Source organism: Microvirga soli (assembly GCF_016734765.1).
GTDB lineage: Bacteria > Pseudomonadota > Alphaproteobacteria > Rhizobiales > Beijerinckiaceae > Microvirga > Microvirga soli.
Genome location: NZ_JAERQE010000001.1, coordinates 371,757 through 395,410 on the forward strand (window position 1 = coordinate 371,757; position 23,654 = coordinate 395,410).

Sequence of the window (23,654 nt, forward strand, 5' to 3'; positions counted from 1 at the left end):
TGCCAGCACGTCCATCTTGTCCTCCCGCTCCGAAGTGGAGAGACCTTCTGATTCGCTGAAGGTTAACCCGACCCAAGGATTGGATCTATCGAAATGAACGGTAAAGTGACAAAAAAGTTCACATCGAATGACATTATTGTCATATGGCTACGCAATTGTTGACAAGCTGGTATTCCTAGCGCGTGCGTGCAAATTCGCGCCATGGAACTCTTTCCCGACCTTCTGAGAGCCGCTCGCCTGACGCTTGGGCTGACGCAGGGCGAGTTGGCCGAAGCCGCAGGAATCAGCACTCGCTCTCTGATGAGGTTTGAACTCGGTCGGGAGGACATGACGATACGTACCCACAAGGCCATTAGGCAGGCGCTTGAAGCGCGGGGCGTCGTCTTCCTGAAGGAGGAAGGCGGGCTCGGTCCTGGATTCCGAATTCCGCCCAATCATCCGCGCGTGCCTCGGCGCTCGCGGAGCAGGGGGAGGCCATAGAGGAGATCGATAGGCTTGCTGAGATTCTGATCGGTGATGATACCCACTACCATCAGAAGGTCCATTCCATACCGATGCCCGACACGGGACATGACGGCGAATAGATACGGAAAGATACGAGCCCAAACTGCACGGAGCGAATGGTCTCAGGCAATCGGCAGTTGCCCCAAAGTCCGGTTATCGCTGCATCACCGACATTCGGCGTACTTCCGGAATGTGCCAGAACGAGACGTTCCGGGTTATCGCTCACGACCGCGGCAACTTCGAGAAATGCTCTCGCAGCCCTCACCCCGTCCAGATTGTACGATAGAAAGAGGATTGGTCGGAGGGTGGACGCATGTTGAAGCCGTTCACGACAGAACGCCTGGCAATCCGTCAGTTGCAGGTCCAGGACGCCCCCGAACTGGCGAGGATCAGCGATGTCCCGGCTGTGAGCCAATGGATGGCTTTCATGGAGGGCGGCTTCCCGCTGGAGAAAGCGCAGGCCCTCATCGCCAGTCAGAACGACACCAAGGAATACTTCTTTGCGGTGCGGCTCCCCGATGGGGCGCTGATTGGGGCCATGGGGGGCATCGATCACCCGGATGGATCCATCGAGGTCGGCTACTGGTTCGGGGTCGACCACCAGGGCAAGAGTTATGCGTCGGAGGCCCTCCGGGGAACGCTCGATCAGATTGCCGCTGATCCTGCGCTGGGACCTCGTCCCATCTTTGCCGAATGTCGACCTGACAATGCCGCCTCCATCCGGCTGCTGACCAAGACCGGCTTCTACGCAACAGGTCGTCCAGGTCCTCGGCCCAATCAGATCGAGTTCAGGCTTGCATGATGATGCCCACGCTCACGGGTCGATTAACCAATGGATATTCCTGACCTGCCGCCTGACATCAGCTTTGAACGCCTTCCCCATACCCCTGAGGCGAGGGACTTCGCGTTCGAGGTCAAACGGGCGGCCATGGGCCCTCACATCATGGTGCGATGGGGATGGGATGAGGCCTTCCAGCGGAGCTTCCATGAGCAGCGGTTCAGAGACACGCCACTCTCCCAGATCGTGCATAATGGGCAGGCCGTCGGCACCATCGCCCTCAGGGCTCTTGTCGACCATCTGCGTCTCGATGAGTTCTACCTGCTCCCAGCCAATCAGGGGCAGGGTTTGGGGACGAGGATCCTGAGGCACTGTGCTGCTATCGCAGACGCTCGCGGAATGCCGCTCCGGCTTCGATACCTCAAGTGGAACCCGGTGGGATCGCTGTACCGGCGCCATGGGTTCAGGGAGATCGACGAGACCGAAATCCACTTCATCATGGAGCGGGTGAACCCATCCGTCTAAGCTGGCAGCCCGGCCAATCGCAGTCCTTCCCGCAGGAGCCCCTCGTCCTCGGGGCGCCGGAGGTATGAGGTGTCGACGAACCAGTCGACATATTCGGGCGGTCCCGCATTCGGATCGCCGCGCCACGCGTCCCTGACACTTTCCAGGAACCACCCGGCGCATCTCTGAGCCAGCTCCGCTTGCCCCAGCAGGCCAAACGCTGCACTCAGCAGCAGCATGTCCCGGCGGTGCCAAGTGGGCTCGCCCGTCATCCGGTATCGAAGCCGAGAAACGACGTCCTCGTAGCGCCGCAGCAAGAACAGCGTCCTGGCCTCGTAGAAGTTGTACCACTGCGGATACCGCGGGTTCAGGCGCCGGGCGAGCTCGGCGGCCGCCAAGCCCTTCGCGGGGTTCCCCAAGCACGCTTGGGCCCAAGCCCAGAAGATCTGGATCGTCGCGTCGTTCGGGTTCATGGACTGCGCAAGATCGAGGTGACGCTCGGCCCGGTCGAACTCACGCCAGGTCAGGAACACGTAGCCGGCCGTCGATTGCACCCGCGGTTCAGTTGGATCGACGGTCAGGGCCTGCTCGGCGAGCCGACGCGCCTCGATCCGGTTCGGATCCCGCTCCCGCGGCAGTCCGACGCCATCAAAGGCGGCCTGGGTGAGGTAGAGGAACGCAAGGCCCGTGTACGCCCTGGCGAAGGTGGGGTCGAGGTCGCGGGCACGCTCGAAGAACGCCCGCGCCCGGGCCTGGCCATCGTCTGTGAACACGTCGCTGAGGCGATGCCCTTGCAGGAAGAGATCGTAGGCGCGCATGTCCTGCGGCGGACGGCGGCGCGCCACCGCCTCGGTCTCGTCCTCGATGCGGCGCGCAACAGTCGCGACCACCCCCCGTGCGATCTCGTCCTGGATGGCGAACACGTCCTCGAACGAGCGGTCATACCGTTCGGCCCAGAGATGGGCGCCTGAGGCGGCATTGATCAACTGCGCAGTAATCCGGACCCGGTCGCCGGCCCGGCGCACGCTGCCCTCGACGACGTAGTCGGCATTGAGCACCCCCCCGACCTCCCGCACATCAACATCCTTGCCTCGAAACGAGAACGACGAGTTGCGGGCGATGACGAGAAGGTCCCGGAAGCGCGCCAGCTCGGTGATGATGTCCTCGGTGATGCCATCGCTGAAGTAGACCTGGTCCGGATCGCCGCCCATGTTGGTGAAGGGCAACACCGCCACGGCGGGCCGGTCGGCGCGGAGGATTTCCTTGCCGGAGGGAGTACGGGCCGGAGCTCCCTGCCCTTGGGTGGCTTTGACGGCGAAAGCCCGGACGGGTTCGTCGATGTTCTTGACGCGCTGCGGTCCGAGATCCTCGAAGATAACGGGCAGGGCCTTGCGCACGTACTCCTGGGCGGTTGCCGACAGGCAGATGCCGCCGGGCCGGGACAGCGTCTGAAGCCGGGCGGCGATGTTGACCCCATCGCCAAGCAGATCGCCGCCCTTCACCATCACGTCGCCCACATGCACCCCGATCCGGAAGTGCAGGCGCCGGGTGTCCGGCAGCTTGTCATTGGCGGACGCGAGCGCCTCCTGTGCTCTCAGCGCGCAGGTCACGGCATCGACGGCACTGGGAAACTCGGCCAGCACGCTGTCTCCCGCCGTGTTGGCGATCCGCCCCCGGTGTTCGGCAATGAAGCCATCGAGGATGGCGCGATGGGATGTCAGCGTCTCAAAGGTCGCAGCCTCATCCTCTCCCATGAGGCGGGAGTAGGCTTCCACGTCTGCCGCGAAGAGGGCGGCTAGCCGACGCTCCATAACCGAGACCTCCAGTCCGTTGAGTCGCTTTGCGGCTATCGGCCCACGAGACCGGTGGCTTCCATTCCGGCTGTGTGGCCGGGCCACATGAGCACACCCATTGTGCATCCAGAACCGAAAGCACGCCATCCCCGCTGCGGCCCCGGGACGCTTACCCGGATGGACCAGGGCACGGATGTGCGTGCCATGCCAAGATCGGCAGCATGCGCCCCACAGATGGAACCAACTCGGCTGCAATGTCGCCTCAGGGTCAGGCAGTGAAGTCAATTCACTTTTTGGAACGTCCGGTTAGGTGAGGATTGCTGCCCTTGGGCTAGCGTCCCAGGTGTGCCAGATCCGGACCTTCATAGGATCAGCCAGAGCGAAGGTGCGGGCTTAACAGTCTGAGTGCTTCTGCTGGAGCCCAACAATCCAGAGGCACCGTGTGAGGCCAACTTCCTGACCAGCCCGGCAACGAGGTATTGCGCTTCAAGGCCTGTGCCTGACCTTTACCCTCGTTGGGGGCACCGTTCCTTGGACCGCCGTTACAGCCAGGAGGCGATCCTCCCGAGCGGCTTCTTGACTCCCCCATGAACGGGTACCGTGCAGTCCTCCGCCGGGTAGCCGACGACCAGAAGAATGTAAGGCTTTTCGGTCTCCGGGCGGTGGCAGATCTCGTTGAGGAAGCCCATCGGACTGGGAGTGTGGGTCAGTGTGACCAAGCCTGCCTGATGGAGTGCTGCGATCAGGAAGCCTGTGGCGATCCCCACCGACTCCGGCACGTAGTAGTTCTTGACCTTGCGTCCGTCAGGTCCCTCGCTTGACCGTTGCCCGAAGATGGCGATCAGCACGGGAGCCGTCTCGACGAAGGGCTTGTTCGCATCCGTGCCTAGCGGCGCCAGGGCATCGAGCCACTCCTGAGGCGCACGGCCGTTGTAGAACTCGCGCTCCTCGGCCTCGGCCTCCTCCCGGATGCGCCTTTTCATGCTCGGATCGGTGAGCACGGCAAAGTGCCAGGGCTGGAGGTTGGCGCCTGACGGCGCTGTGCCGGCAGCCAGCAGAGCATACTCGATCACCTCCCGCGGCACGGGCCTGTCGGAGAAGTCCCGCACCGTCCTCCTGCGCTTGATGTCCTCGTAGAAGACCCGTGCCCGCTCGATCATCTCCTCCGGAGGGTAGGCGCGATACGCGCCCAGAGGCTCAAGGACCAGTCGTGTCATGCAACTCTCCAGGCGACCTTCATGTGACCCGCTCAACTACGGAGCGCAGGCTAAGGCCCTGCACAACGATTGTGAAGACGACCACGGCATAGGTTGCAGCCAGCAAAGCAGGCTTTTCGGCAACGTCCGGCAGGGAGAGGGCTAGCGCGATGGAGATCCCGCCGCGCAAGCCGCCCCAGGTCAAAACCGGGATCGTCCCGGGCGCAAACTTTTGCCGCGTTCGCAGCACCATGACCGGAAGCGCCACGGCCAGGAAGCGAGCGAGGAGCGCAAGGGGAATGCTGGCGAGGCTGAGCCAGGCAAATGCAGGGTCGAAGCCAAGGACCAGAACCTCAAGCCCGATCAGCAGAAACAGCACGGAGTTCAGGATCTCGTCCACGAGTTGCCAGAAGCCAAAGACATAGCGCTGGGTCAGATCGCTCATCGCATCCTGCGGGCCGCGGTTGCCGATGAGAATCCCGGCTACGACGACCGCGATCGGACCGCTCATGTGAAACTTGGCTGCCGCCGCATAGGTGCCGGCGGCGACCGCCAGGGATATCAGGGTTTCCAGAGGATAGTTGTCGATCACGCGCATCGACCGATAGGCGACATATCCCGTTGCAAACCCGAGGGCCGCGCCACCAAGCGCTTCAACGAAGAAGAGCTCGGCGATATGCCCGGGGCTGGCACCGCCCCCACCAGCCCCAGACGCAATGGCAAGCAGAACTGTGAAGACCACCACGCCGACCCCGTCGTTGAACAGGGATTCGCCCGACATGTCGGCCTCGAGTGTCTCCGGCACCTTCACGGACTTGAGCGTACTGAGAACAGCGACAGGGTCGGTGGGACTGATCAGGGCGCCGAATACGAGCGCCCAGGGAAGGGGCAGCGGAACCCCGAGGACATCGGAGATCCACCACAAGCCAACACCGATGACCGCGATTGAGATCGCCACGCCGGCTGTTGCCATGACCCCGATGGGCCAGGCGCGCCGCCTCAGCAGCGAGAGATCGACATGAAGAGCGCCTGCAAACAACAGAAAGGCCAGGAGGCCGTTGAGTACGGTGGCCCTGAAGTCGACCTGGCGCAAAAGGACCGCCAGGTCCTCGTAGAGGTGCACCTCCGGCCGGGCGATCTCGATCCCGATCAGGAACAGGGAGGCGGCAAGCCCCATGACTAGCAGGCCGATGGTATGAGGCAGCCGTATGACGACATGGTTGAACCAGCCGAAGGTGGCGGTCAGCACGAGCAGGACGGCAATGAGGTCAAAGACGGAAAGCACTTTCCGCTTCTCCTAGTTCGAGGAGAGGTCGGGAGTCTGAACCCGCGTCTGGAGGTCCCGGCGCAGAGCGGCGATCTCGGCCCGCAGAGCGGCAATCTCCTTTGTCCCTGCTACCTCTCCCTCCTCGGAGGCCGCGTCACGTCCGACAAAGAAGGATGCGAAGCTCGCGGTGATGTAGCCGAACACGGCAAAGCCGTAGACCGCGAGCAGAAAGCACAGGATGCGCCCTTCCGGGGTCTTTGGCCAGAACTCGGAACCCATGGTGGCGAGCAGCATCCCGGTCCACCAGAGGGCATCGGCATAGCTGTCGAAACCGCCATCCACTTGGGAGACCGGCTCGAACGCGAGCATGCCACCGGCTCCGAGCAGGGCAACCAGCACGGTCAAGCCTGTGACATAGCCGAGACCGCGGCGGCTCAAGCTGGCACGAAGGGCATTCATGCCCCGGTTTGCCGTTCCCACGATGCGGACGAGCCGGAGGCCCCGAGCGGCACGGGCGACCCGCACAATGCGGAACGCCCGGAGAAGCCGAAACGCCGGAACGATCAAGGCAATGACCGTAATCCAGTTCCGGCTGAGAAAGGCTAGTTTCCTGGGAGCGAGTGCCAACCTGACCGCAAATTCGACCAAGAAGGCGATCCAGATCGCGGTGCCGAAGGTCTCCAGAGCGTCGAAGGATCCCCAGACCAACTCCACCACCACGAGCACGAGCCACAGGAAGCTGAGCACCAGCATGGGAGTCTGCAACCATGCATCAAGCTCCTCCAGGGCGTTCCAGCGCTCATCAGGGCTTCCGTCAGGCACATGGCCTTGAGGCTCGTCTCTCATCGGCAGTCTCCCGGAGGTTTGCCGGGGACAACCACTCTCATCGCTGTACAGGTCCAAGGACTGAACCGCCACCTCAACCAAAAACGCTCAGGTCGTGCGGTTGTGGGACGAAGGGCATCGGGAGCGCCCGCGAGCGTGGGCTGACGTTGCCATGATGGATCCCGTGCAGCCGTTTGAGGTTGACCGTTCATGGATCGTCTCCGGAATGTCATCGTCCTCCTGCGCGGTCAGCTCTGGATCATCCCCCTGGTCCTCAGCGCCCTGGCGCTGAGCTTGGCCTACTGGGTCCTCACGTCAGGAGCCTCGTTTCTCGAGGTCCGGGATGTCGGGGGACTCTGGTGGCTGTACGGCGGCGACGCCAGCAGCGCGCGGGATCTCATGTCGAGCCTGCTCTCAGGGCTGATGACGATGACCTCGCTTGTCGTCTCGGTCACCTTCGTGATCCTGACCCTCGCGGCCAACCAGCTTGGCCCCCGCCTGATCTCGACCTTCATGGGCGACCGGCAGATCCAGACGGTGCTGGGGCTCTTCCTCGGCACCATCCTCTACGTCCTGGTCGTGCTGCGCAGCCTCGACGAGACCCTTGGGGTCGAAGGGGTACCGCACGTTGCGGTGACGATTGGCAGTGCCCTGACGGTCATCTGCCTGTTTGCCCTGCTGTTCTACGTGCACAAGATAGCCCGTGCGATCATCGCCGACAGCATCGTCGCGCGGGTGGCCGGTGACCTGCACAACGACATCCGCAGCATGCTGTCATCCGAGCCTAACGAGACGGAGCGTGCGATCCCGGACCTGACGAGGCCCAGGGCTGGGGCCGTCTCATTGGACCGAAGCGGCTACATCCAGGTGATTGACTACGACAGGCTTGTCACGCTGGCCTGCCGCGCGGACGCGGTTTTTGCGGTGAAGGTGCGCGCCGGCCACTTCGTCCTGAAGAACGGCGAGCATGTGGTCGTCCATGCAGGGCGCCCACTTGATGAAGAAGCCGTGCAGGGCATCAGGGCCGCCTTCGTGATCGGCGGGGAGCGCAGCTCGGCCCAGGATCTCGAGTTCGGCCTGCGCCAGCTCGTGGAGATTGCCCTGAGGGCCCTGTCCCCCGGCATCAACGACCCCTACACCGCCATTGCCGTGATTGACCGGCTCGGCGCCGCGCTGGAGGAGATCTTCACGCGCTCGCTCCAGCAGGCTGTCTGGCGCGACAAGGAGGGCAAGCTGCGGGTGATTGCTCAGCGGTCCGACGTGCAGGGTCTTGCCGACGCTGCCTTCGATGCCATCCGGCAGGCCGGACCGGAAATCCCTGCCGTGCTGATCCGCATGGCGGACGTCCTGGGCCAGCTCGCGCCCGTTCTCCACGCCGAGGAAGCGCGGGAGGCGGTGTCCCGACAGCTCAGCAAGCTGGCAGAGACGACCACGGAGGCGCATCTCGCCCCCAGCGATCGCACGGCAGTTCTGCGCCGGATCGAGCAGGCCCGGGTTGCCACCGTGCCCCGTCCCAAGGAAGGAAGCATCCATGTTCTTTGACTCCTGGACCGGATTGGGACGTGTGCTCCTGGTCGGGACATTGGCCTATGTGGCCCTGGTTGCCATCCTGCGCATTTCGGGCAAGCGCACGCTCACGAAGCTCAATGCGTTTGACCTGGTGGTCACGGTTGCGCTCGGCTCCACCCTTGCCACGGTCCTGCTGAGCAAGGACGTGGCACTGGCCGAGGGTGTTCTGGCGATGGTGCTGCTGGTGTTTCTCCAGTTCATGATCACTTGGCTTTCGGTCCGGTCAGCCGGGTTCCGGGATCTGGTGAAGAGCGAGCCCACGCTGATCATGCACCAGGGCGAGTTTCTCGATGGGGCCATGCGGGCGCAGCGAATGACGCGCGACGAGGTGATGGCGGCGCTACGTTCCAATGGGGTGATGGACGCCAGTCAGGCAGCCGCCGTTGTGCTGGAGACGGACGGCACCATCGCTGTTATCAAGGGCACGGATCATGAAGCGGCCAAGCCTACCCTGGCGAGCGTGCGGCAGCCATAACCTGCTCGGAGCGGGTTGGCGCCTGCCGATAAGGGGTGCCTCAATAGCCCGCGATAGCAACACCCCTTCGTCCCTACCCCTCTGATGCCACTTCCTTGGGAGGATCTCCGCCGGAACACCGGTCGCCTGGCACACGTTCCGCCAGTCAGCGAATGTGCTGAGCCAGGAGCCTACATGATAGAGACCGATGCAAGCATCACGCTGGAGCGGATCGAGGGCTTCATCACGGGCTTCTGGTGGATCCTGCCCAACCTCGGCATTGCCCTGGTGGTCTTCCTGATCTTTCTGGCGATTGCCTGGGCAGTCCGCAGTGCCGTGTTCCAGGTCTTCAGCCGCCGGCGGCGCCCGGATCTCGCCGTCCTTCTCGCCGGCTTCGCGCGGTGGTCGATCATCGTGCTCGGCCTTCTGGTCGTTGCGACCATCGTGTTCCCGTCGGTCAAGCCCGCCGACGTCCTGGCCACCCTGGGTGTCGGCTCCATCGCCATCGGCTTTGCGTTCAAGGACATCCTGCAAAACTGGCTTGCCGGCCTTCTGCTGCTCCTGCGGCAGCCCTTTCGCCAGGGTGATCAGGTTGTGGTGGGACCGCATGAGGGGACGGTCGAGCGCATCGAGGCTCGGGCGACCCTGATCAGGACCTATGACGGACGTCGGGTGATCATCCCCAACAGCAGCGTCTACACCGAGTCCGTCACCGTCAACACGGCCTTCGAGCAGCGCCGGAGCGAGTACGACGTCGGGATCGGGTACGGTGACGATGTGGGGAAAGCCTGTGAGGTGATCCGCGGCGCACTGAACGGAGTGCCGGGCGTCGCCGATGAACCCGCGCCGGAAGCCATCCCGTGGGAGCTGGCCGGGTCCAGCGTCAACATCAAGGTTCGCTGGTGGACCCGGCCGCAACGTGCCGAGGTGGTGCATGTGCGCGGACGCGTGATCCAGGCCGTCCAGCAGGCGCTGGGTGATGCGGGCATCGACCTGCCGTTCCCGACCAACGTGGTGCTCCTGCACGATCAGACCGAGGAGGCCGATGGGGACCGCACGCGCCAGCGCGAGGGATGGCCCGCGGGCGACAGACCGCCTGCTCCACGTCACCTGAACGAGGTCACCGTTGATGGTGCGGGAGAGCCCGAGCGGCAGGACGACGCGACGCGGACGGACCGCCGGCGCCACTGACCGAGACGGAATCCAGCCCATGTCGGGCAGCCACTGCCTTCAGGCGAGAACCTGACGGACAAATCGTAACGCTTGGGGCACCAGTCTCGGGCCGCTGATTGGGGTAGGTTCCGCTAACTGGCCCGTTCGATCGCTAAACCGCGGCAGGACTCACCAACAACGCTGCACCGAAAGTCAGGCTAGGGCGTTGGTGTCCACGAGTGCCTTTCTACTCATGAGAGACCCGATCCGGTGGCCACAGCCAAGGCAATCGTCTCCGTTCATCCTCCACTCCGCGCCGAAATGCACGGAGGCGGTGAATGATGCATGTTGTTCGTCGGGGACAGGGGCGGCCCCTGCTCCTCGTTCATGGCCTGGGAGGTAGCTGGCGGTCCTGGAGCACCATCCTTCTCGCCCTTGCTCAAGAGCGTGAGGTGATCGCCATCGATCTGCCCGGTCACGGCGACACGCCCGCCGGAGCCGGTAGCGGCAACTTCACGAGCCTTGCCGATAGTGTTGATGCCTTCATCGCCGAACAGGGGCTTTCGGGAGTCGATGCCGCCGGGAGTTCGATGGGAGCGCGGCTTGTGCTAGAGTTAGCTCGTCGGGGGAGTGTTGGCGCGGTCGTTGCCCTCGATCCGGGAGGGTTTTGGCGCGGATGGGAGCGAACGTTCTTTCGCACAACCATCGGAGCATCCATTCGGTTGGTCCGTGGTCTTGAGCCTACCCTGCCCGCGCTATCGCGCAATGTCGCGGCGCGGACGGCTCTCCTGGCGCAACTCTCTGCACGACCGTGGGCCCTTGCTCCGGAGCTTGTCGCGACCGAGTTGAAGAGCTATGCCGCGACGCCCACCTTCGACGCTCTGGTTCAAGACTTGGCCCAGGGGCCGGAGCAGCAAGGACCAGCCGCACCCGGTTCCGGTCCGGTGATGATCGGCTGGGGCCGGCAGGATCGCCTGTGTCTGCCGCGCCAAGCAGCCCGTGCGCAGGAGGCGTTCCCGACGGCCAAACTTCATTGGTTCGACAAGTGTGGCCATTTCCCCATGTGGGATCAGCCAGAAGAGACAATACGGCTCATTCTCGAAAGCGCAGGCGGCACTCACGAGAGACCCACTGGAAGTACTTGAACAGTCGCATTGGACCTGAGGCAAGCAGCATTTCTCGGGTGCCGGGTGTCAGATTTCAATGACTGACATTCGTGTGGCAGCAACCCCTCCATTAATCGCCGGGCCCCGCAGGCAGAGCCGCTGCCCGGTTCCAACCAAACCTGAGAGCTGGGCCACCAAGGTAGATCAACAACCGCCGCAAATCCCGAATGAGTGTCGCAGGTCTATTTATTCAGTGGTCCGATCCGGATCACCAAGTTGTCCCAGCGGTCCGGCAACGAATTCAACCGGGGCCAGTTATCTGTCCAAGTGTTCTGACACGTTGCAGGCCTTTCGAGCACAACCTCGTCGAGGTCATCCAGGCAGCCGGAAACCGAACACAAGGATATTCTCATGAGCGCTCGGCACTGCATTTACGGCTCCGTTGCCCTGGCACTTCTCGGCTCCAGCCCCGTTTGGGCACAACCTTCCGCCCCTTGTGGCGATGCGACCCGGGTGAGTAGATCAGACACCATCAGCAGCATCGCCGCTCGCTGCGATACGACGGAAGCCGCCATCCTGCGGGCCAACCCGGCGGTTGAGGGATCCGACGACCTTCGGGTCGGCCGGGAGCTGAAGCTCACTGGCTCGACAAATCAACCGACAACCGAGCGTCTGGGATCGCTCGCCCGCGAGGCCGGCAGCGCGCTGAGTGGAATGGCGCAGGATCTCACCTCGTCCGTGGACAACCTCCTCGACAAGAACCCGGACCTGCGTCAACGGCTGGGCGGCATCGGTGACCGGATCAGCTCCACGAACGTCGACGTGAGCAAGGCCGAGGTCGCGCTCGCGCCCGGGAATGGCATGGTCGGCACGACGGTGACCGTATCCGCCAAGGGTCTCCCCGCCGATACTGCGGTGGTCATTGGCGGTGGCGCACCTCGGACCGCCTACGAGGTTCTCCAGCAAGCCAGGACCAGCGCGGACGGGACCCTCCAGGCCACTGTGAGAGTGCCTGACTGGAGCGCCGGTCAGGAGCGTTTCGTAGTGACCGTGGCTGCCGAAGAGGCGGAGTGGAAGGTGCGTTCCGCTCCCTTCCAGATCACCGGCACAAAGCTCTGATGGACGCCGCATACCAGCACCTGACAGGCTCGCGCGTCCTGAGTGCGGGAGCCTTTGCCCTGGGATGGTAGATGATCGCGCCCGCCCCTTGCGCTGCGGTCCACTGGGTGACCAGCAGGCGACGCATCATTGCACTTGTGGCTCCATCATCTCGAGCAGGAAGGCAAGCAGGCTGCCGGCCTTGGCAAAGCTGAGCGGATCATTGGAAGCCAGGCATCGGCCGTCACGGACACCACGACAGCACATGCTGGAAAGCTCCCGCCGGAACGTGGGGTGATATGCCGGCGGTCCATCCCATTGTGGAAGCTGATAGCGGACCCATCGCACCCACTCCGGACCGAACACTCGCGAGCACACCTCGGTGGCTGCACCCTGGAGGAGTTCACGGGTCTTCCCCAGTTCAGCCGCATTCTGGATCTCAGGAATGGTGCGGGCGTAGCCCTCGAGGGCGCCCACGATGTAGGCTCCGATCAGCAGATCGGTCATGCTGCTGTGCGACGGGAGGAGCGCCCCGCGCCGTCCTGTGATGGCGAACACCTGATCCTCCACGTGTCGGCCCACGCGATCGATCATCTCCGGGACCCACGCGGATTGTGCGGTCTTGCTGTTCCCAGGACCTCGGAGCCAGTTCAGCATCATCCTTATCCTGACCTGCCCTCAAAGAGATGCCATGGCACTCATGGACCTCACAAGCGTAACGCGCAATCCCGGCGAGCAGCAGAGTTGCTCCTGGATTGTTGAATGGAGCAGGGCTTGAGCGTTCCCGTGATTTCCCCGACGGTCGTCAGAGCCCCGTCGGGGAGGCTGAAGGGGACAACAGTGGGTGTGATGCTTGGACTTGCAATGCTGGGTATCGCGGCAGCGCTGCTCCTTCTGGGGCGTCCCCGCAAGGGCGAGGACATGCGCCCGTTCATGACCTCGTCACTGGTTTACGCCGTCTATCCCGCGACGATCCTTGTGTTCATGGCCATGGGGATGCTGACTATTGTGATGAACTTGTAACGGCAAAATGGAACGAGGCCGGCGGCCACCCCCATTCCCGTCACCGCGACTTGGTGGGCTTCGCCTCCGGCTTCGCTATGCCCAGAAGAGCTGCGCCGACCAGAGCCGACAGCCCGGACCCGAGCAACACTCCAAGCTTCGTGGCATCCTGCAACTCCGGTGAGGTCGGGAAGGCCAGCAGCCCGATGAACAGGCTCATGGTGAAGCCGATCCCACACAGCAGCGCCACGCCGTAGAACTGCGTCCAGGTGGCGTTCGCCGGCAGGTCTGCCCAGTCCATGCGGATCGCCACCCACGAGAAGGCGAACACCCCTACCTGCTTGCCCATGAACAATCCCAGCGCGACCCCGAGCGGCACCGGGCTGAGGAGGGATGCCAGCGACATCCCGCTGAATGAGACCCCGGCATTGGCGAAGCCGAAGACCGGGACGATCAGGAACGCCACCCAGTGCTGAAGACCGTGTTCAAGCTGGTGCAGCGGCGAGGTCGCGTCCTCCGGCTTGCCGGGAGAGGCCCGCAGCGGGATCGTGAGCGCCAGGGCTACACCCGCCAAAGTCGCGTGGATGCCGGACAGGAACACCAGGATCCAGAGCACGACGCCGAGCAGGAGATAGGGTTTCAGGTCGGTGAACCCCGCCCGGTTCAGTCCCATGAGGAGAACCAGCACGAAGGCTGCGCCTCCCAAGGCGTAGAGGTTGAGGTCGCCGGTATAGAACACCGCGATGATGAGCACCGCCCCGAGGTCGTCGAGAATGGCGAGCGCGGTCAGGAACACCTTGAGCGAGACCGGCACCCGCGGTCCGAGCAGGGACAGGACACCGAGCGCGAAGGCGATGTCGGTGGCGGCCGGAATGGCCCAGCCGCGCGGGTGGCCATCGGGTCCGCCGTTGAAGGCGAGGTAAATTGCGGCCGGCACGATCATGCCGCCAAGGGCGGCGATGCCGGGCAAAACCCTGCGCGACCAGGTGGAAAGCTGACCGTCCAGCATCTCGCGCTTGATCTCCAAGCCGACCATCAGAAAGAACACTGCCATCAGGGCATCGTTGACCCAATGCAGCACCGACAGGCCGAGCAAGTAGCTGTGAAGCACCTCGAAGTACGCACCGCTCACGGGCGAGTTGGCGACGACCAGAGCCAGGGCCGCCGCCCCCATGAGGACGATGCCGCCCGAGGCTTCGCTGTTGAAGAAGGAGCGCAGGGCTGAGCGGGGACGAGCGGCGGCTGGGGGCATATCGGCTCCTGATCGAACTGCGGTTGGAAGCTTGGTTTCACGGATCGTGAGTACGCTCAAGCGGAACGGATCGCGCAGAGAGCCTTCCAGAGAAGATAAAGCCACGCTCTTGCCGTGCAGGACTATCTTAGGCACAAGCAGTGCCGGATTCCGCGCGAGGCCCTGCATTGACCCCACACCCGATTTCCACCGCTCCACAGGAGGATGATCGCCCCCTGCTGCTTTTCTGCCCGGAGCAAGGTGGTTGGCACACAGGCGTATGGTTTTTGGGGAAGTGGCTGGCCTACATCGATACAAGTGTCGTGCTGTTCCCGACCCATTGGCTCCCCGTCCCTCCCGATCCTCCTGCCGCCGCAGCCTAGAACATCAAAGGGCGAAGCAAGGCAATCGCCCCCCAGTGGACCCAATGCATGTCCTGTCAGGGCGAGGCCCCTACCTGCTTTGCAGATTTGGAAGGTCTCTTATGGGTCAATCCAGGGTATTCCCTGCTTTTCAGGAGCGTCCGGTGTTCCTTACTAGAGCAGACTCTCGGCCTCCTTCCGAGAAGTGCCACGAGTTGACGTTGGCTGTGCGCCCGGAAGTAGGCCCTCGGGATCAAAGGGAGCTGTCGTTCCACTCTCAACCGGCAATCCTGCGGCCCACCTTGCCCGACCAGACTGACGCCAGCACATATTAGTCGGTGTCGATCCGCTCACCAGGCTCGCCTTCAATTCCGATCAGGCATCCGTTTGAATCTTGTGAAGCGTGGAAAGAATCTGACGGATCAGTCGATCCGCTTCCTTCAATTCATTGTCGGGAATGGTCGGATCAGTTCGAGCGTAAGTAAGGTCGTCCCTGCGCCTCGCCAGGTTTTCGATCTCAATCCAGATGTCCTCGGACAGTGGAACCGCTTTCTTCAACTCAGACGAGACCTGTGGCGCGCGCGTCAGCAGCTTTTTCAGCCCCTTCTCGCTTACGGCCGATTTCGCAGTGTTGACGAGATAAGAGCGCAGGGCGGACGTAAGGGTAAGGTCCAGCAAGTTCAAAGCGAACCAGTTCGCGTGTGCGAGCGGCTGTTTCGCAATCGTCTCGGCAGCCACGACACCCTCGAACAGGCCCGTCACCCAAGGCGATTTTTTTGCCAGGCGAGCGTTACGAGCGGCCATTCGCTCAGACAGTCTCGGACGGGATTTGGGCGGATCCGGCAGATGGGACTTCCTAGCGGTCAGAAAATCCTCAATAGGAATGTGCTCGATTTCGCCTTTGGCATGCGCGAAAATCTTCTCGGGCCAACTGCCCTCCCAGATTCTCGATATCCGGGCGTAATCCGACACGACCGTCACAAGCCAGTTGTGCAGCGCCATGAACACATTGTGCTTTGTACTGATGTCGGACTTGGCGCTGTTCCATGGCATCGACGCCGCATCGCCGCGCAGATGCACGATAACCTTGGTCAGGGAGACCTTGGGGTGTGGCTTGCCGGCCTGGCCAGTCGTGAAGCCGACCTCGAAGGATTTCACCGCCGGCGCGACCAAGCGATCGTTGCAATAGAAATAGACCCCATACTCGCCGGCAATCGGACTCGACGCGCTGCTCAATCCCGCCACGACCTCGACCTCGACGTCGCGGTTCTCTGCCGTCCGTATCAGGCCGGTGTATCTCCTTGGCCCGTAATCCGGCGGATACGACCAGTCGTCGAAGACGCGAGGCTGCACGGACACGCCATCGAGTTCGAGCCTGACTTCCGGACGCTCCAGAAACTTGGCGTACGTCGCACCGAGATGTTCCCGCAGATGATCTTTCGCCTCTTGAGTGATCTGTACACGGAGTTTTTGCAGTTCAACCCGCGTCGTCCGGGGCGGGAGGTGATCCGACTGGAAGAGGGGAAGTGTCCATTCCTCGTCTTCCAGCCAATCCTCGTCGAATTCGACCTGGTAGGTTTCGCCGGAGCCATGCCTTGTCTTGATGCGCACGTCTCGCGCCAAGGCGACCACAGCTCTCTTTGCCCCCACGCCGAAGATGCCAATCGTTTGGTCGGTCGGAGATGATCCGGTCTGGCCGGGACCGACGATGAACCGCAGTTCCTCGCGAGTCAGGCCGCCAGCATTGTCTTCGACCTCGATCGTGCCGAGTTCAGCATCGAGATGCACCTTTATAATGATGCTTCCATCCCGGCCGGATCGTGTCCAGACGTCGAAGCCGTTGTCCACCAGTTCGCAGATTGCCTTGTTCAGATCGTAGTCGGCGATGATCGACAGGAACAGTCGTTTGGACGGTACGGCGTCCAACGTCCCGACTTGTTGCTTCATCCTTTTGGTTCCCCCCGGAGCCAGATCTTTACTAAGATAACAAACTTGGCAATAGAGGGCTCGTATAAGTTTCCGGGGGGAGCGTGCAGTACGTCGATAGAAGTCGGGTTCCGCCACCCGCGCCCTTTCGCGACGAGGCGGCAAGAGTGGAGAGGCTTGAACTACTCTCCTACATGAGCGAGCCGTCCGAACGGCTCTCCCAGACGACACCGAGCCGAGGCCGTTTCGAATTGGCCCACGAAGAAACGCTCGCAGCACTGGAAGAGCTCTTCCGGGGCCGGTGCGCCTTTTGCGAGACACGTGGACGACTGAATGCACGCCTTTTTCGGCCTGACAGAGAAGCAGAACCGCTAGCGCGCTCAGAGTTCGCACACCTCTTTTATGCATGGCTGCGAACGGATTGGGGCAATACGTATGCCGTATGCGGCGAATGCGCGATTGCGGCTGGGAACCGATTTCCGACCACCAAACCGGACCGTGGTCAACTGCCGAGCCTTGATCAATTGGAAGCGTTTGCGAACGAAAACTATGGTCTATGGCGATTCGGCCATCGAGATGGACGAGCACTTCTGGACCCTTGCGAGGACCGCAACTTCGCTGCCCATCTCAGCTTCAGTCGTTCTGGAGTGATAGAGGCGTTTTCGAAGAAGGGCGCGCAGACGATCGCCACTTTCAACCTCGATCGCGCCGATTTGGTGAGGTCGCGTGCTGCCGCTTTCGAAACCTACATCCATACGCTGCTCGATGAGTTGGAGCGTGGCATAAGGCCGAACGTTTTCGACTTCCCCTCGCTTGAATACGGCGGAGGTTGGAGCCTGTTACTTCGCAGGATGTTGAAGGCGACGGAAAGCCGGATCGGCCGTGATCTTCCTTTGCAATCCAACCGCGTTGGCTCGACGGTTGCTAGCGTCTGGAGTGCGCCGATCGAACGCCAAGCATTCCTGTTGGCATTGGAGGACGTTTGGGGCCCGACGGAACGCGCAACGGTCAACCGCCCAACCGGAGAGGGCGAGACGCGTCGGCTCGTCAGAGTCGAGCTTCGCAATTTCAAGGCGCTGCAAGATCTCCGAGCGCCGCTCCCGCCGGCGGTGACCGCCGACCTGAAGACGGGCCGCGAGGCCGAAGCTTGCGCGTTGTTGATCTTGGGCGAGAATGCCGCGGGCAAGAGCTCGATCCTGGAGGCGATCGCACTTGCCTTGATGGATGCGAAGGTTCGATCCAACATTGTCCGCTCGCCTCGGGATTTCATCCTCGACCCGTCACTGATGGGGTCTGAGGGCCAAGGCCCGCCACCTTCCGCGACCGTGACATTGGGCTTCGCTGATGGTGCCAACCTGACCTTGGAGATCGCGGACGGCATAGCTGAAAGAGGTGTCACGGACAGCTTGCCACCGGTCTTCGCCTACGGGGCCTTCCGGCAATACGCGAACGGCTCGCCGAGGAGGCCCCCGAAGGATCACGTCGCCACGCTGTTCAAGTCGGACACCCTGCTCGCCAATCCAGAGCAATGGCTTCTGAGTCTGCCGACCCAGGAGTTCGCCATGGTCGCCAGGGCGCTCCAGCAAATCCTGATCATTGAGGGAGAATACGACATCGTGGAGCGAGACGAAGCCAACCGGCGATGCCTTATCGTGACGAAGGTTGGTGACGGGTCGGAGGCTCGCTTCGTCAAAACGCCGCTTAGGGTCGTCTCGTCGGGCTTCCGATCCGTTCTCGCCATGGTGTGCGACGTATTCGCCGGACTGCTCTCGATGCAAAAGGCGTCCGGACGGAAGAGTTTCAGCGAACTGGAGCCGGTCATCTTGATCGACGAGGTCGAAGCCCACCTTCATCCTCGCTGGAAGATGCAAATTATGACCGCGCTCCGAAGGGTGTTTCCCAAAGCTGTGGTTGTCGCGACCACGCACGATCCGCTTTGCCTGCGAGGGATGCACGATCAGGAGGTAATCGTCCTCAATCGGGCCCTCAAGGCGGATGACGAGGAACTAGGTGCACTCCCGGTTTTCGTCGAGACGATCACTGAACTGCCCAACGTCGAGGACCTGACGATCGAGCAGCTCCTGACATCCGATTTCTTCTCCATGTTCAGCACGGATGCGCCCGCTACGGAGTTTCGGCTTGCCAAGCTCGGGGATCTTATAGCGAAGGAAGCGACTCCAGGCGGTCTGACGGACGCGGAGCGCGACGTGCTGAATGGACTTCGTGCCGAGATAGCCCATTCGCTACCGCTCGGCTCCTCCGAGGTCCAGCGCCTGGTCGAGGAGGCAGTGTTCGACCACGTGCAGAAGCGTCGAGGGACCAGAGGCGTCCAACTAGAAAGTCTAAAGGCAGAGACGCGCGAGCGCATCGCGAAGGCATTGGAGGCATACTGACGTGCGAGGCGTTTCAAGGGGCAGCAAGCCGCCGCCGGCGGGATTGACAGCACGCAATCACGACGGAACTGAGTTGGAACGCGTTCGCGCGCATATGGCGCAGGTTCTCCCTGCGGGTGCGAAGAGGAAGGCCTTTCGTTTCGCCGCCTACAAGGCGGAGAGCGTAAAGAAGCGGCTTGAAGAACTCTTCCACGGCAAATGCGCCTATTGCGAATCCCTTTACGCCTCTCAAGCTCCAGTCGACGTCGAACATTATCGACCGAAGGGCCGAGTAGAGGGAGAAACCACACATCCGGGATATTGGTGGCTGGCCGCCGAGTGGACGAACTTGCTACCGAGCTGTCTGGACTGCAATCGCAGGCGTAAGCAGGTCGTGCCTGTCGTCTCGGCGGATCTCACCGTGCTCCAGCAAAGGATGAAGACGGGCAAGCAGGACGCGTTTCCGATCGCCGGTAGCCGCGCCGGGCGCGAGGTCGACGACATCCTCGCCGAGCGGGCAGTGCTTCTGGATCCGACGCGTGACGATCCCGATCAGCACATCGCGTTTTGGCTGGACGACGATCGAGCCTCCGGCGTCGCGTATCCCGTCTCCGGGACGACGCCGAAGGTGCCCACTGTGCCCTTGGCCGTCGAGAACACCGCCGACGTCGCGGGCGACGCTGGAAGGACCGGGGTTAGCGTCCGCGGAGCCGTGTCCATCCAAGTATATGGATTGAACCGGCTGCGTCTTGTCCAGGAACGGGCCCGCCTGTTGCAGCAACTGCGTTTTCTCGAAGGCGTGTTCCTTGACATCGGTGATGTGTCCCAAAGCCTCGCAATACTGAACATTGAGGCACCGCAGACGCAACTGACGGACGCGACGGATCGCCTCGATCGGCTTCAGGTCCGCATACTCGACCAGATGAAGTTGCTCGCAGAGCCCGAGGCTCCGCACTCAGCCGTAGCCCAGGCTTATCTTCGCGATTTTCGAAAACGCGTGCTGTCCCTGCCCCCGGGGGGACACCCCTGAGCACACCGAATTCCGGCGACCGATGTTACCATTCCCTTGGCGGCCAGTAGTGCCCCGATCCGGTCTCGGAACGGTAGACGAAGGAGCAAGCCATTCAACAAAATTGTCAGCGTGATCCCAGCCTTTAATACACGATAGTAATTCCGCGAAGGTCTTGCGGCTCGCCTTGCGTAGTGGGCCATCGTTCTTGTGAACCTCCGCGCGGATCCCCTCGGAGCCTGCTCTTGGTTTTGTGGTTAGGGCAACTCTAATGACCGCTAATGGGATGGACCGGCCGTGCTTACCGGCGCACCCTTCATCAGGGGCGCCCAGCACGAGGACTTGAGCCATGCCTAAAGCTCCGCTTCAGCACGTTTCGACCCTTGGCATCGACATCGGCAAGAACAGCTTTCACCTAGGCCGTGTGGACGGATTGGGTTGAGCATTGGCTGAGTGGATTCCCAAATCAGTCGGGCAATGATTCATGGCAGGTCGGCTTTAGGAGGCTCGACCATGCTGACGGGAATGACGGAGGACGATTGGGCAACAGTGCTGCGGGTGTTTGCCGCCTCGTGTTCCCGGCGCGGCGCCAAGGGCCGCAATGACCGCCGCTTCCTGGAGGCGCTGCATTACTTCACCGTCCACAACATCACCTGGCGAGCCCTGCCCAAGGATTTCGGCAACTGGAACTCGGTCTGGAAGCGGTTCTGGCGCCTGAGCCGGGCGGGCGTGTTTGAGGCCTTCTTTGAGGCTCTGGCGGCGCTGAGCGAGACCGCTCACCTGGTGCAGATGTTCGACTCCACCATTGTACGGGCCCATGTCTCGGCCGCAGGCGCAAAAGGGGGCAGAGCCACCAGGCGCTCGGCCGCTCCCGGGGCGGCTTCTCCACCAAGATCCACCTCAAGACCGATTGGAATGGCGACCCGCTGGGCTTTTGCCTGACCGGAGGCGAGGTCAGCGACAGCCCGCATTTCGAGACACTGCTCGATCTTGGCCCTGAGATCACGCCCCGTGCTGCGGTAGGCGACAAGGGCTATGACTCTAAGGCCAACCGACAGGCTGCCCGCTCCCGCGGCATCTGCCCGGCCATTCCATACCGCACGACCACCAAAGAAAAGCCGAAGTTCTTTCCCAAGGCGCTCTACCGCGGACGGGCTCGCATCGAGCAGACTATGGGCAAGCTCAAGCGGTTCAAGCGCGTTGCTTTACGTTGTGAGAAGACGGACGAGAACTACGGCTCGTTCGTCGCGCTTGCTCTCAGCTTCATCCTCATCAAATCCGTCCACACGACCTAGTTGGCCTGGATGCTCGCGGCGCCATTGTTCTGCGCCAGAAGCTCTCCCGCGGACAGGTGGAGCAGCGCCTCGCCAACATGCCTTCCTGTCTGGTCGGGATGGAGGCCTGCGTTGGTGCCCACCATCTCAGCCGTCAGTTGCTGGCCCTGGGCCATGACGTGAGGCTGATCCCGGCGCAGTTCGTGATCCCCTTCCGCAAAAGCCACAAGAACGACTTCCGCGACGCTGAGGCCATTGCTGAGGCCGTGCTCCGCCCCACCATGCGGTTTGTGCCCACCAAAACGGTCGAGCAACTCGACCTGCAAGCGCTTCATCGCGCTCGGTCGCGGTTGGTGAGTGAGCGGACGGCGGTGGCCAACCAGATCCGCGCCTTCCTGCTCGAGCGTGGCATCGCGGTGCGCCAGAGGCTGCGCTCGCTGCGTCAGGCTCTGCCGGACATTCTCGCCCAGCGCACCGATGTCCTCACGCCACGCATGACGCACATGATCGAGGGGCTGATGCGGGACTGGCATCATCTCGACGCGAGGATCGAGGCAGTCACAGGCGAGATCGAAGCTCTCGTGGCGGCGGACGAGGCCTGCCAGCGCCTTATGAGTGTGCCGGGGGTGGGGCCGATCATCGCCAGCGCCATGGTGGCCAGTATCGGCACTGGGGCTGCCTTCCGGCGTGGGCGCGACTTTGGGGCTTGGCTCGGCCTGGTGCCGCGCCAGATCTCCACCGGGGATAGAACCGTGCTGGGCCGCCTGTCGAAGCGCGCAACAGCTATCTGCGATCCCTGCTGATCCAGGCGGCGAAGGTTCTGCTGCTCGGGCCGGCGAAGTGGCGCCAACACGGTTTTGGAGAGTGGCTGGCCGCCGCCTCGATGCGCCTGCACTACAATGTCCTGGCCGCGGCTCTGGCCAACAAGCTGGCGCGCATCGCGTGGAGCGTGCTGAGCCAGAACCGCACCTATGAACCACGAGCAGCGGCTGTGGCAGGCTGAGGCTGAAAGCCTCTCTCCGCATCATTCGTCGCTCTGAACTCGCCGAGGTCTGCGAGAGGATGAGGAGATGGAGAACGGTCGCGCCGTCACATTGGGGCTCTGGCGACCCAACTGGCCGTAAGGGGCCGATCCGCTAATGAGAACCAATGTGCGCGGATATCCATGATGGCCAGGAGCTGTGCTCCCCAAGGGCCGGATACATTAGCGCAAGACCAACCTCGCCATCTCCAAAGCCTCTTGCGACGCACGGCTGGTCCATACACAGGGTCAACCCGAGACGTTGAGCCAGGCAAAGGAAGGTCTGCTCTGCGTGCGGAAGCAGAAATCAGAGTCGGCTCATGCCAGTGCCGATCCTGTTGATCCCTCTGGCCGAAGGAGTGCTGATGGTCCTCGTAGCCCAAAACGTTGTCACGACGTTCGGCTGGCCAGCCAGCCGCACCGCTGCGACACCTCAATAGTTCCCAACCTCACAGGCTGTCGCCATCCGCAGGACGACGAACGGATTGCCATTCACGACTCGCGGAAACACGCCTCTGCTGTACTGCTCCCGCGCCAAGCCTGAATAATCGAGCTTGACTCCCACGATGCGCTCGCACTGGCTGCGGCTGCGCTCCAGGCTGCACGTAATGACGCATCCACAGAGCAGGCGAACACGTTACGATGGCCCCCTCAGACAAACCGCTTGTGACTTGGCCGAGCCGGTATACGGGTCAGGGGCAGCCCACAGCTTCCAAGCTTGCTCTCGACCCCAACCCGCCACTGATATTCAACCGAGACCGGAACGGATCCTTCGCTGTCACGGGCGAGGACTTCGGATGCAACGAATCCCTGAACCATAAGCCGCCATAGATGGATTCCATACCATTTCCAAGGATTCAGTATTAATACAGTATTATTCAATCCTTGTGAGGTTTATATTGTCAAAGGATTCGACAACTGCTCGCCGTAACATAGTTATTGTCAACTATTTACTTGGTATCCACTTTGAACTTTAGTATTATTCTTCATCTATAACATTGACTTTCTTGATCGACGGCTAAAATCTCCCATTAGGAGCGGCGCCTTCCGGCGCACCCCTCAAATGATTTTTTGAAGATGCTGACGGCCGCACATGGTCTCCAGCACCGACACAGCTATCAAGACAGACTACTGGAACCCTGATCTCTCGGGGCCACTTGGAGGACAACGTTCATGAGTCCATCCGATGATGACATCTTCGATCCAAGTGA

At 62.2% G+C, this 23,654-nt stretch carries 19 protein-coding genes and 2 pseudogenes; 14 read left to right on the forward strand and 7 right to left on the reverse strand.

The annotated features are described in order from the left end of the window. Positions 1-201 precede the first annotated feature (201 nt). From JKL45_RS01625 to JKL45_RS01635, 3 genes are all read left to right on the forward strand, one after another. Positions 202-480, forward strand: coding sequence for a helix-turn-helix domain-containing protein (locus JKL45_RS01625; protein ID WP_201859352.1), 279 nt, complete (start codon positions 202-204; stop codon positions 478-480). Between the two features lie 337 nt (positions 481-817). Further along, positions 818-1,306: a GNAT family N-acetyltransferase gene (locus tag JKL45_RS01630; protein WP_201859353.1), complete on the forward strand. Its 489-nt coding sequence runs from the start codon at positions 818-820 to the stop codon at positions 1,304-1,306. Between the two features lie 30 nt (positions 1,307-1,336). Beyond that, a complete protein-coding gene (locus JKL45_RS01635) occupies positions 1,337-1,807 on the forward strand; it encodes a GNAT family N-acetyltransferase (protein ID WP_201859354.1) in 471 nt (156 codons plus the stop codon). Here JKL45_RS01635 and JKL45_RS01640 read toward each other — a convergent pair. From JKL45_RS01640 to JKL45_RS01655, 4 genes are all read right to left on the reverse strand, one after another. Beyond that, a complete protein-coding gene (locus JKL45_RS01640; protein WP_201859355.1) occupies positions 1,804-3,597 on the reverse strand; it encodes an adenylate/guanylate cyclase domain-containing protein in 1,794 nt (597 codons plus the stop codon). The genes JKL45_RS01635 and JKL45_RS01640 overlap by 4 nt on opposite strands. 524 nt (positions 3,598-4,121) lie before the next feature. Next, positions 4,122-4,796, reverse strand: a complete 675-nt coding sequence (locus tag JKL45_RS01645; protein WP_201859356.1) for a nitroreductase family protein — start codon at positions 4,794-4,796, stop codon at positions 4,122-4,124. Positions 4,797-4,815: 19 nt separating this feature from the next. Continuing rightward, positions 4,816-6,060: a cation:proton antiporter gene (locus tag JKL45_RS01650; RefSeq protein ID WP_201859357.1), complete on the reverse strand. Its 1,245-nt coding sequence runs from the start codon at positions 6,058-6,060 to the stop codon at positions 4,816-4,818. A gap of 12 nt (positions 6,061-6,072) precedes the next feature. Next, positions 6,073-6,888, reverse strand: a complete 816-nt coding sequence (locus JKL45_RS01655) for an ion transporter (protein ID WP_201859358.1) — start codon at positions 6,886-6,888, stop codon at positions 6,073-6,075. Between the two features lie 189 nt (positions 6,889-7,077). On the opposite strand from JKL45_RS01655, the gene JKL45_RS01660 reads away from it, so the two are divergent. The 5 genes from JKL45_RS01660 to JKL45_RS01680 all read left to right on the forward strand — a co-directional run bounded on the left by JKL45_RS01660 (position 7,078) and on the right by JKL45_RS01680 (position 12,267). After that, a complete protein-coding gene (locus JKL45_RS01660; protein WP_201859359.1) occupies positions 7,078-8,409 on the forward strand; it encodes a DUF2254 domain-containing protein in 1,332 nt (443 codons plus the stop codon). Then, positions 8,399-8,911, forward strand: a complete 513-nt coding sequence (locus tag JKL45_RS01665) for a DUF421 domain-containing protein (RefSeq protein WP_201859360.1) — start codon at positions 8,399-8,401, stop codon at positions 8,909-8,911. The genes JKL45_RS01660 and JKL45_RS01665 overlap by 11 nt, the downstream gene beginning before the upstream one ends. A 174-nt stretch (positions 8,912-9,085) precedes the next feature. After that, the gene (locus JKL45_RS01670; RefSeq protein WP_201859361.1) at positions 9,086-10,081 is read left to right on the forward strand and encodes a mechanosensitive ion channel family protein; all 996 of its coding nucleotides are present in this window, start codon (positions 9,086-9,088) and stop codon (positions 10,079-10,081) included. Between the two features lie 299 nt (positions 10,082-10,380). Continuing rightward, complete coding sequence (locus tag JKL45_RS01675; protein WP_246498214.1) at positions 10,381-11,187, forward strand: alpha/beta fold hydrolase; 807 nt, start codon at positions 10,381-10,383, stop codon at positions 11,185-11,187. Between the two features lie 372 nt (positions 11,188-11,559). After that, the gene (locus JKL45_RS01680; protein WP_201859362.1) at positions 11,560-12,267 is read left to right on the forward strand and encodes a LysM peptidoglycan-binding domain-containing protein; all 708 of its coding nucleotides are present in this window, start codon (positions 11,560-11,562) and stop codon (positions 12,265-12,267) included. Between the two features lie 126 nt (positions 12,268-12,393). On the opposite strand, the gene JKL45_RS01685 is transcribed toward JKL45_RS01680, so the two are convergent. Continuing rightward, positions 12,394-12,840 carry a hypothetical protein gene (locus tag JKL45_RS01685; RefSeq protein ID WP_201859363.1) on the reverse strand — a complete coding sequence of 149 codons (447 nt, stop codon included), beginning with the start codon at positions 12,838-12,840 and terminating at the stop codon, positions 12,394-12,396. Positions 12,841-13,095: 255 nt separating this feature from the next. Here JKL45_RS01685 and JKL45_RS01690 point away from each other — a divergent pair, with 255 nt between their 5' ends. After that, positions 13,096-13,269 (forward strand): hypothetical protein, encoded by a 174-nt coding sequence (locus JKL45_RS01690; RefSeq protein WP_201859364.1) that lies wholly within the window; start codon positions 13,096-13,098, stop codon positions 13,267-13,269. A 40-nt stretch (positions 13,270-13,309) separates the two neighbouring features. Here JKL45_RS01690 and nhaA read toward each other — a convergent pair whose 3' ends face one another. Beyond that, positions 13,310-14,500 carry a Na+/H+ antiporter NhaA gene (gene nhaA / locus JKL45_RS01695; RefSeq protein ID WP_201859365.1) on the reverse strand — a complete coding sequence of 397 codons (1,191 nt, stop codon included), beginning with the start codon at positions 14,498-14,500 and terminating at the stop codon, positions 13,310-13,312. Between the two features lie 716 nt (positions 14,501-15,216). Continuing rightward, entirely contained in the window at positions 15,217-16,788 is a 1,572-nt protein-coding gene (locus tag JKL45_RS01700) for an ATP-binding protein (protein WP_201859366.1), read from the reverse strand. A 173-nt stretch (positions 16,789-16,961) separates the two neighbouring features. On the opposite strand from JKL45_RS01700, the gene JKL45_RS01705 reads away from it, so the two are divergent. The 5 genes and pseudogenes from JKL45_RS01705 to JKL45_RS01725 all read left to right on the forward strand — a co-directional run. Then, positions 16,962-19,160, forward strand: coding sequence for an AAA family ATPase (locus tag JKL45_RS01705; RefSeq protein ID WP_201859367.1), 2,199 nt, complete (start codon positions 16,962-16,964; stop codon positions 19,158-19,160). A gap of 94 nt (positions 19,161-19,254) precedes the next feature. Beyond that, positions 19,255-20,169 carry an HNH endonuclease family protein gene (locus JKL45_RS01710; RefSeq protein ID WP_201859368.1) on the forward strand — a complete coding sequence of 305 codons (915 nt, stop codon included), beginning with the start codon at positions 19,255-19,257 and terminating at the stop codon, positions 20,167-20,169. Positions 20,170-20,673: 504 nt separating this feature from the next. After that, entirely contained in the window at positions 20,674-21,090 is a 417-nt protein-coding gene (locus JKL45_RS01715; RefSeq protein WP_246498233.1) for a transposase, read from the forward strand. Further along, positions 21,033-21,443 (forward strand): annotated as a pseudogene (locus JKL45_RS01720) (transposase); the annotation flags it as partial. The gene JKL45_RS01715 and the pseudogene JKL45_RS01720, both read left to right, overlap by 58 nt. Then, positions 21,440-22,425: pseudogene (locus JKL45_RS01725) on the forward strand (IS110 family RNA-guided transposase); the annotation flags it as partial. The pseudogenes JKL45_RS01720 and JKL45_RS01725, both read left to right, overlap by 4 nt. Positions 22,426-23,654: the final 1,229 nt, after the last annotated feature.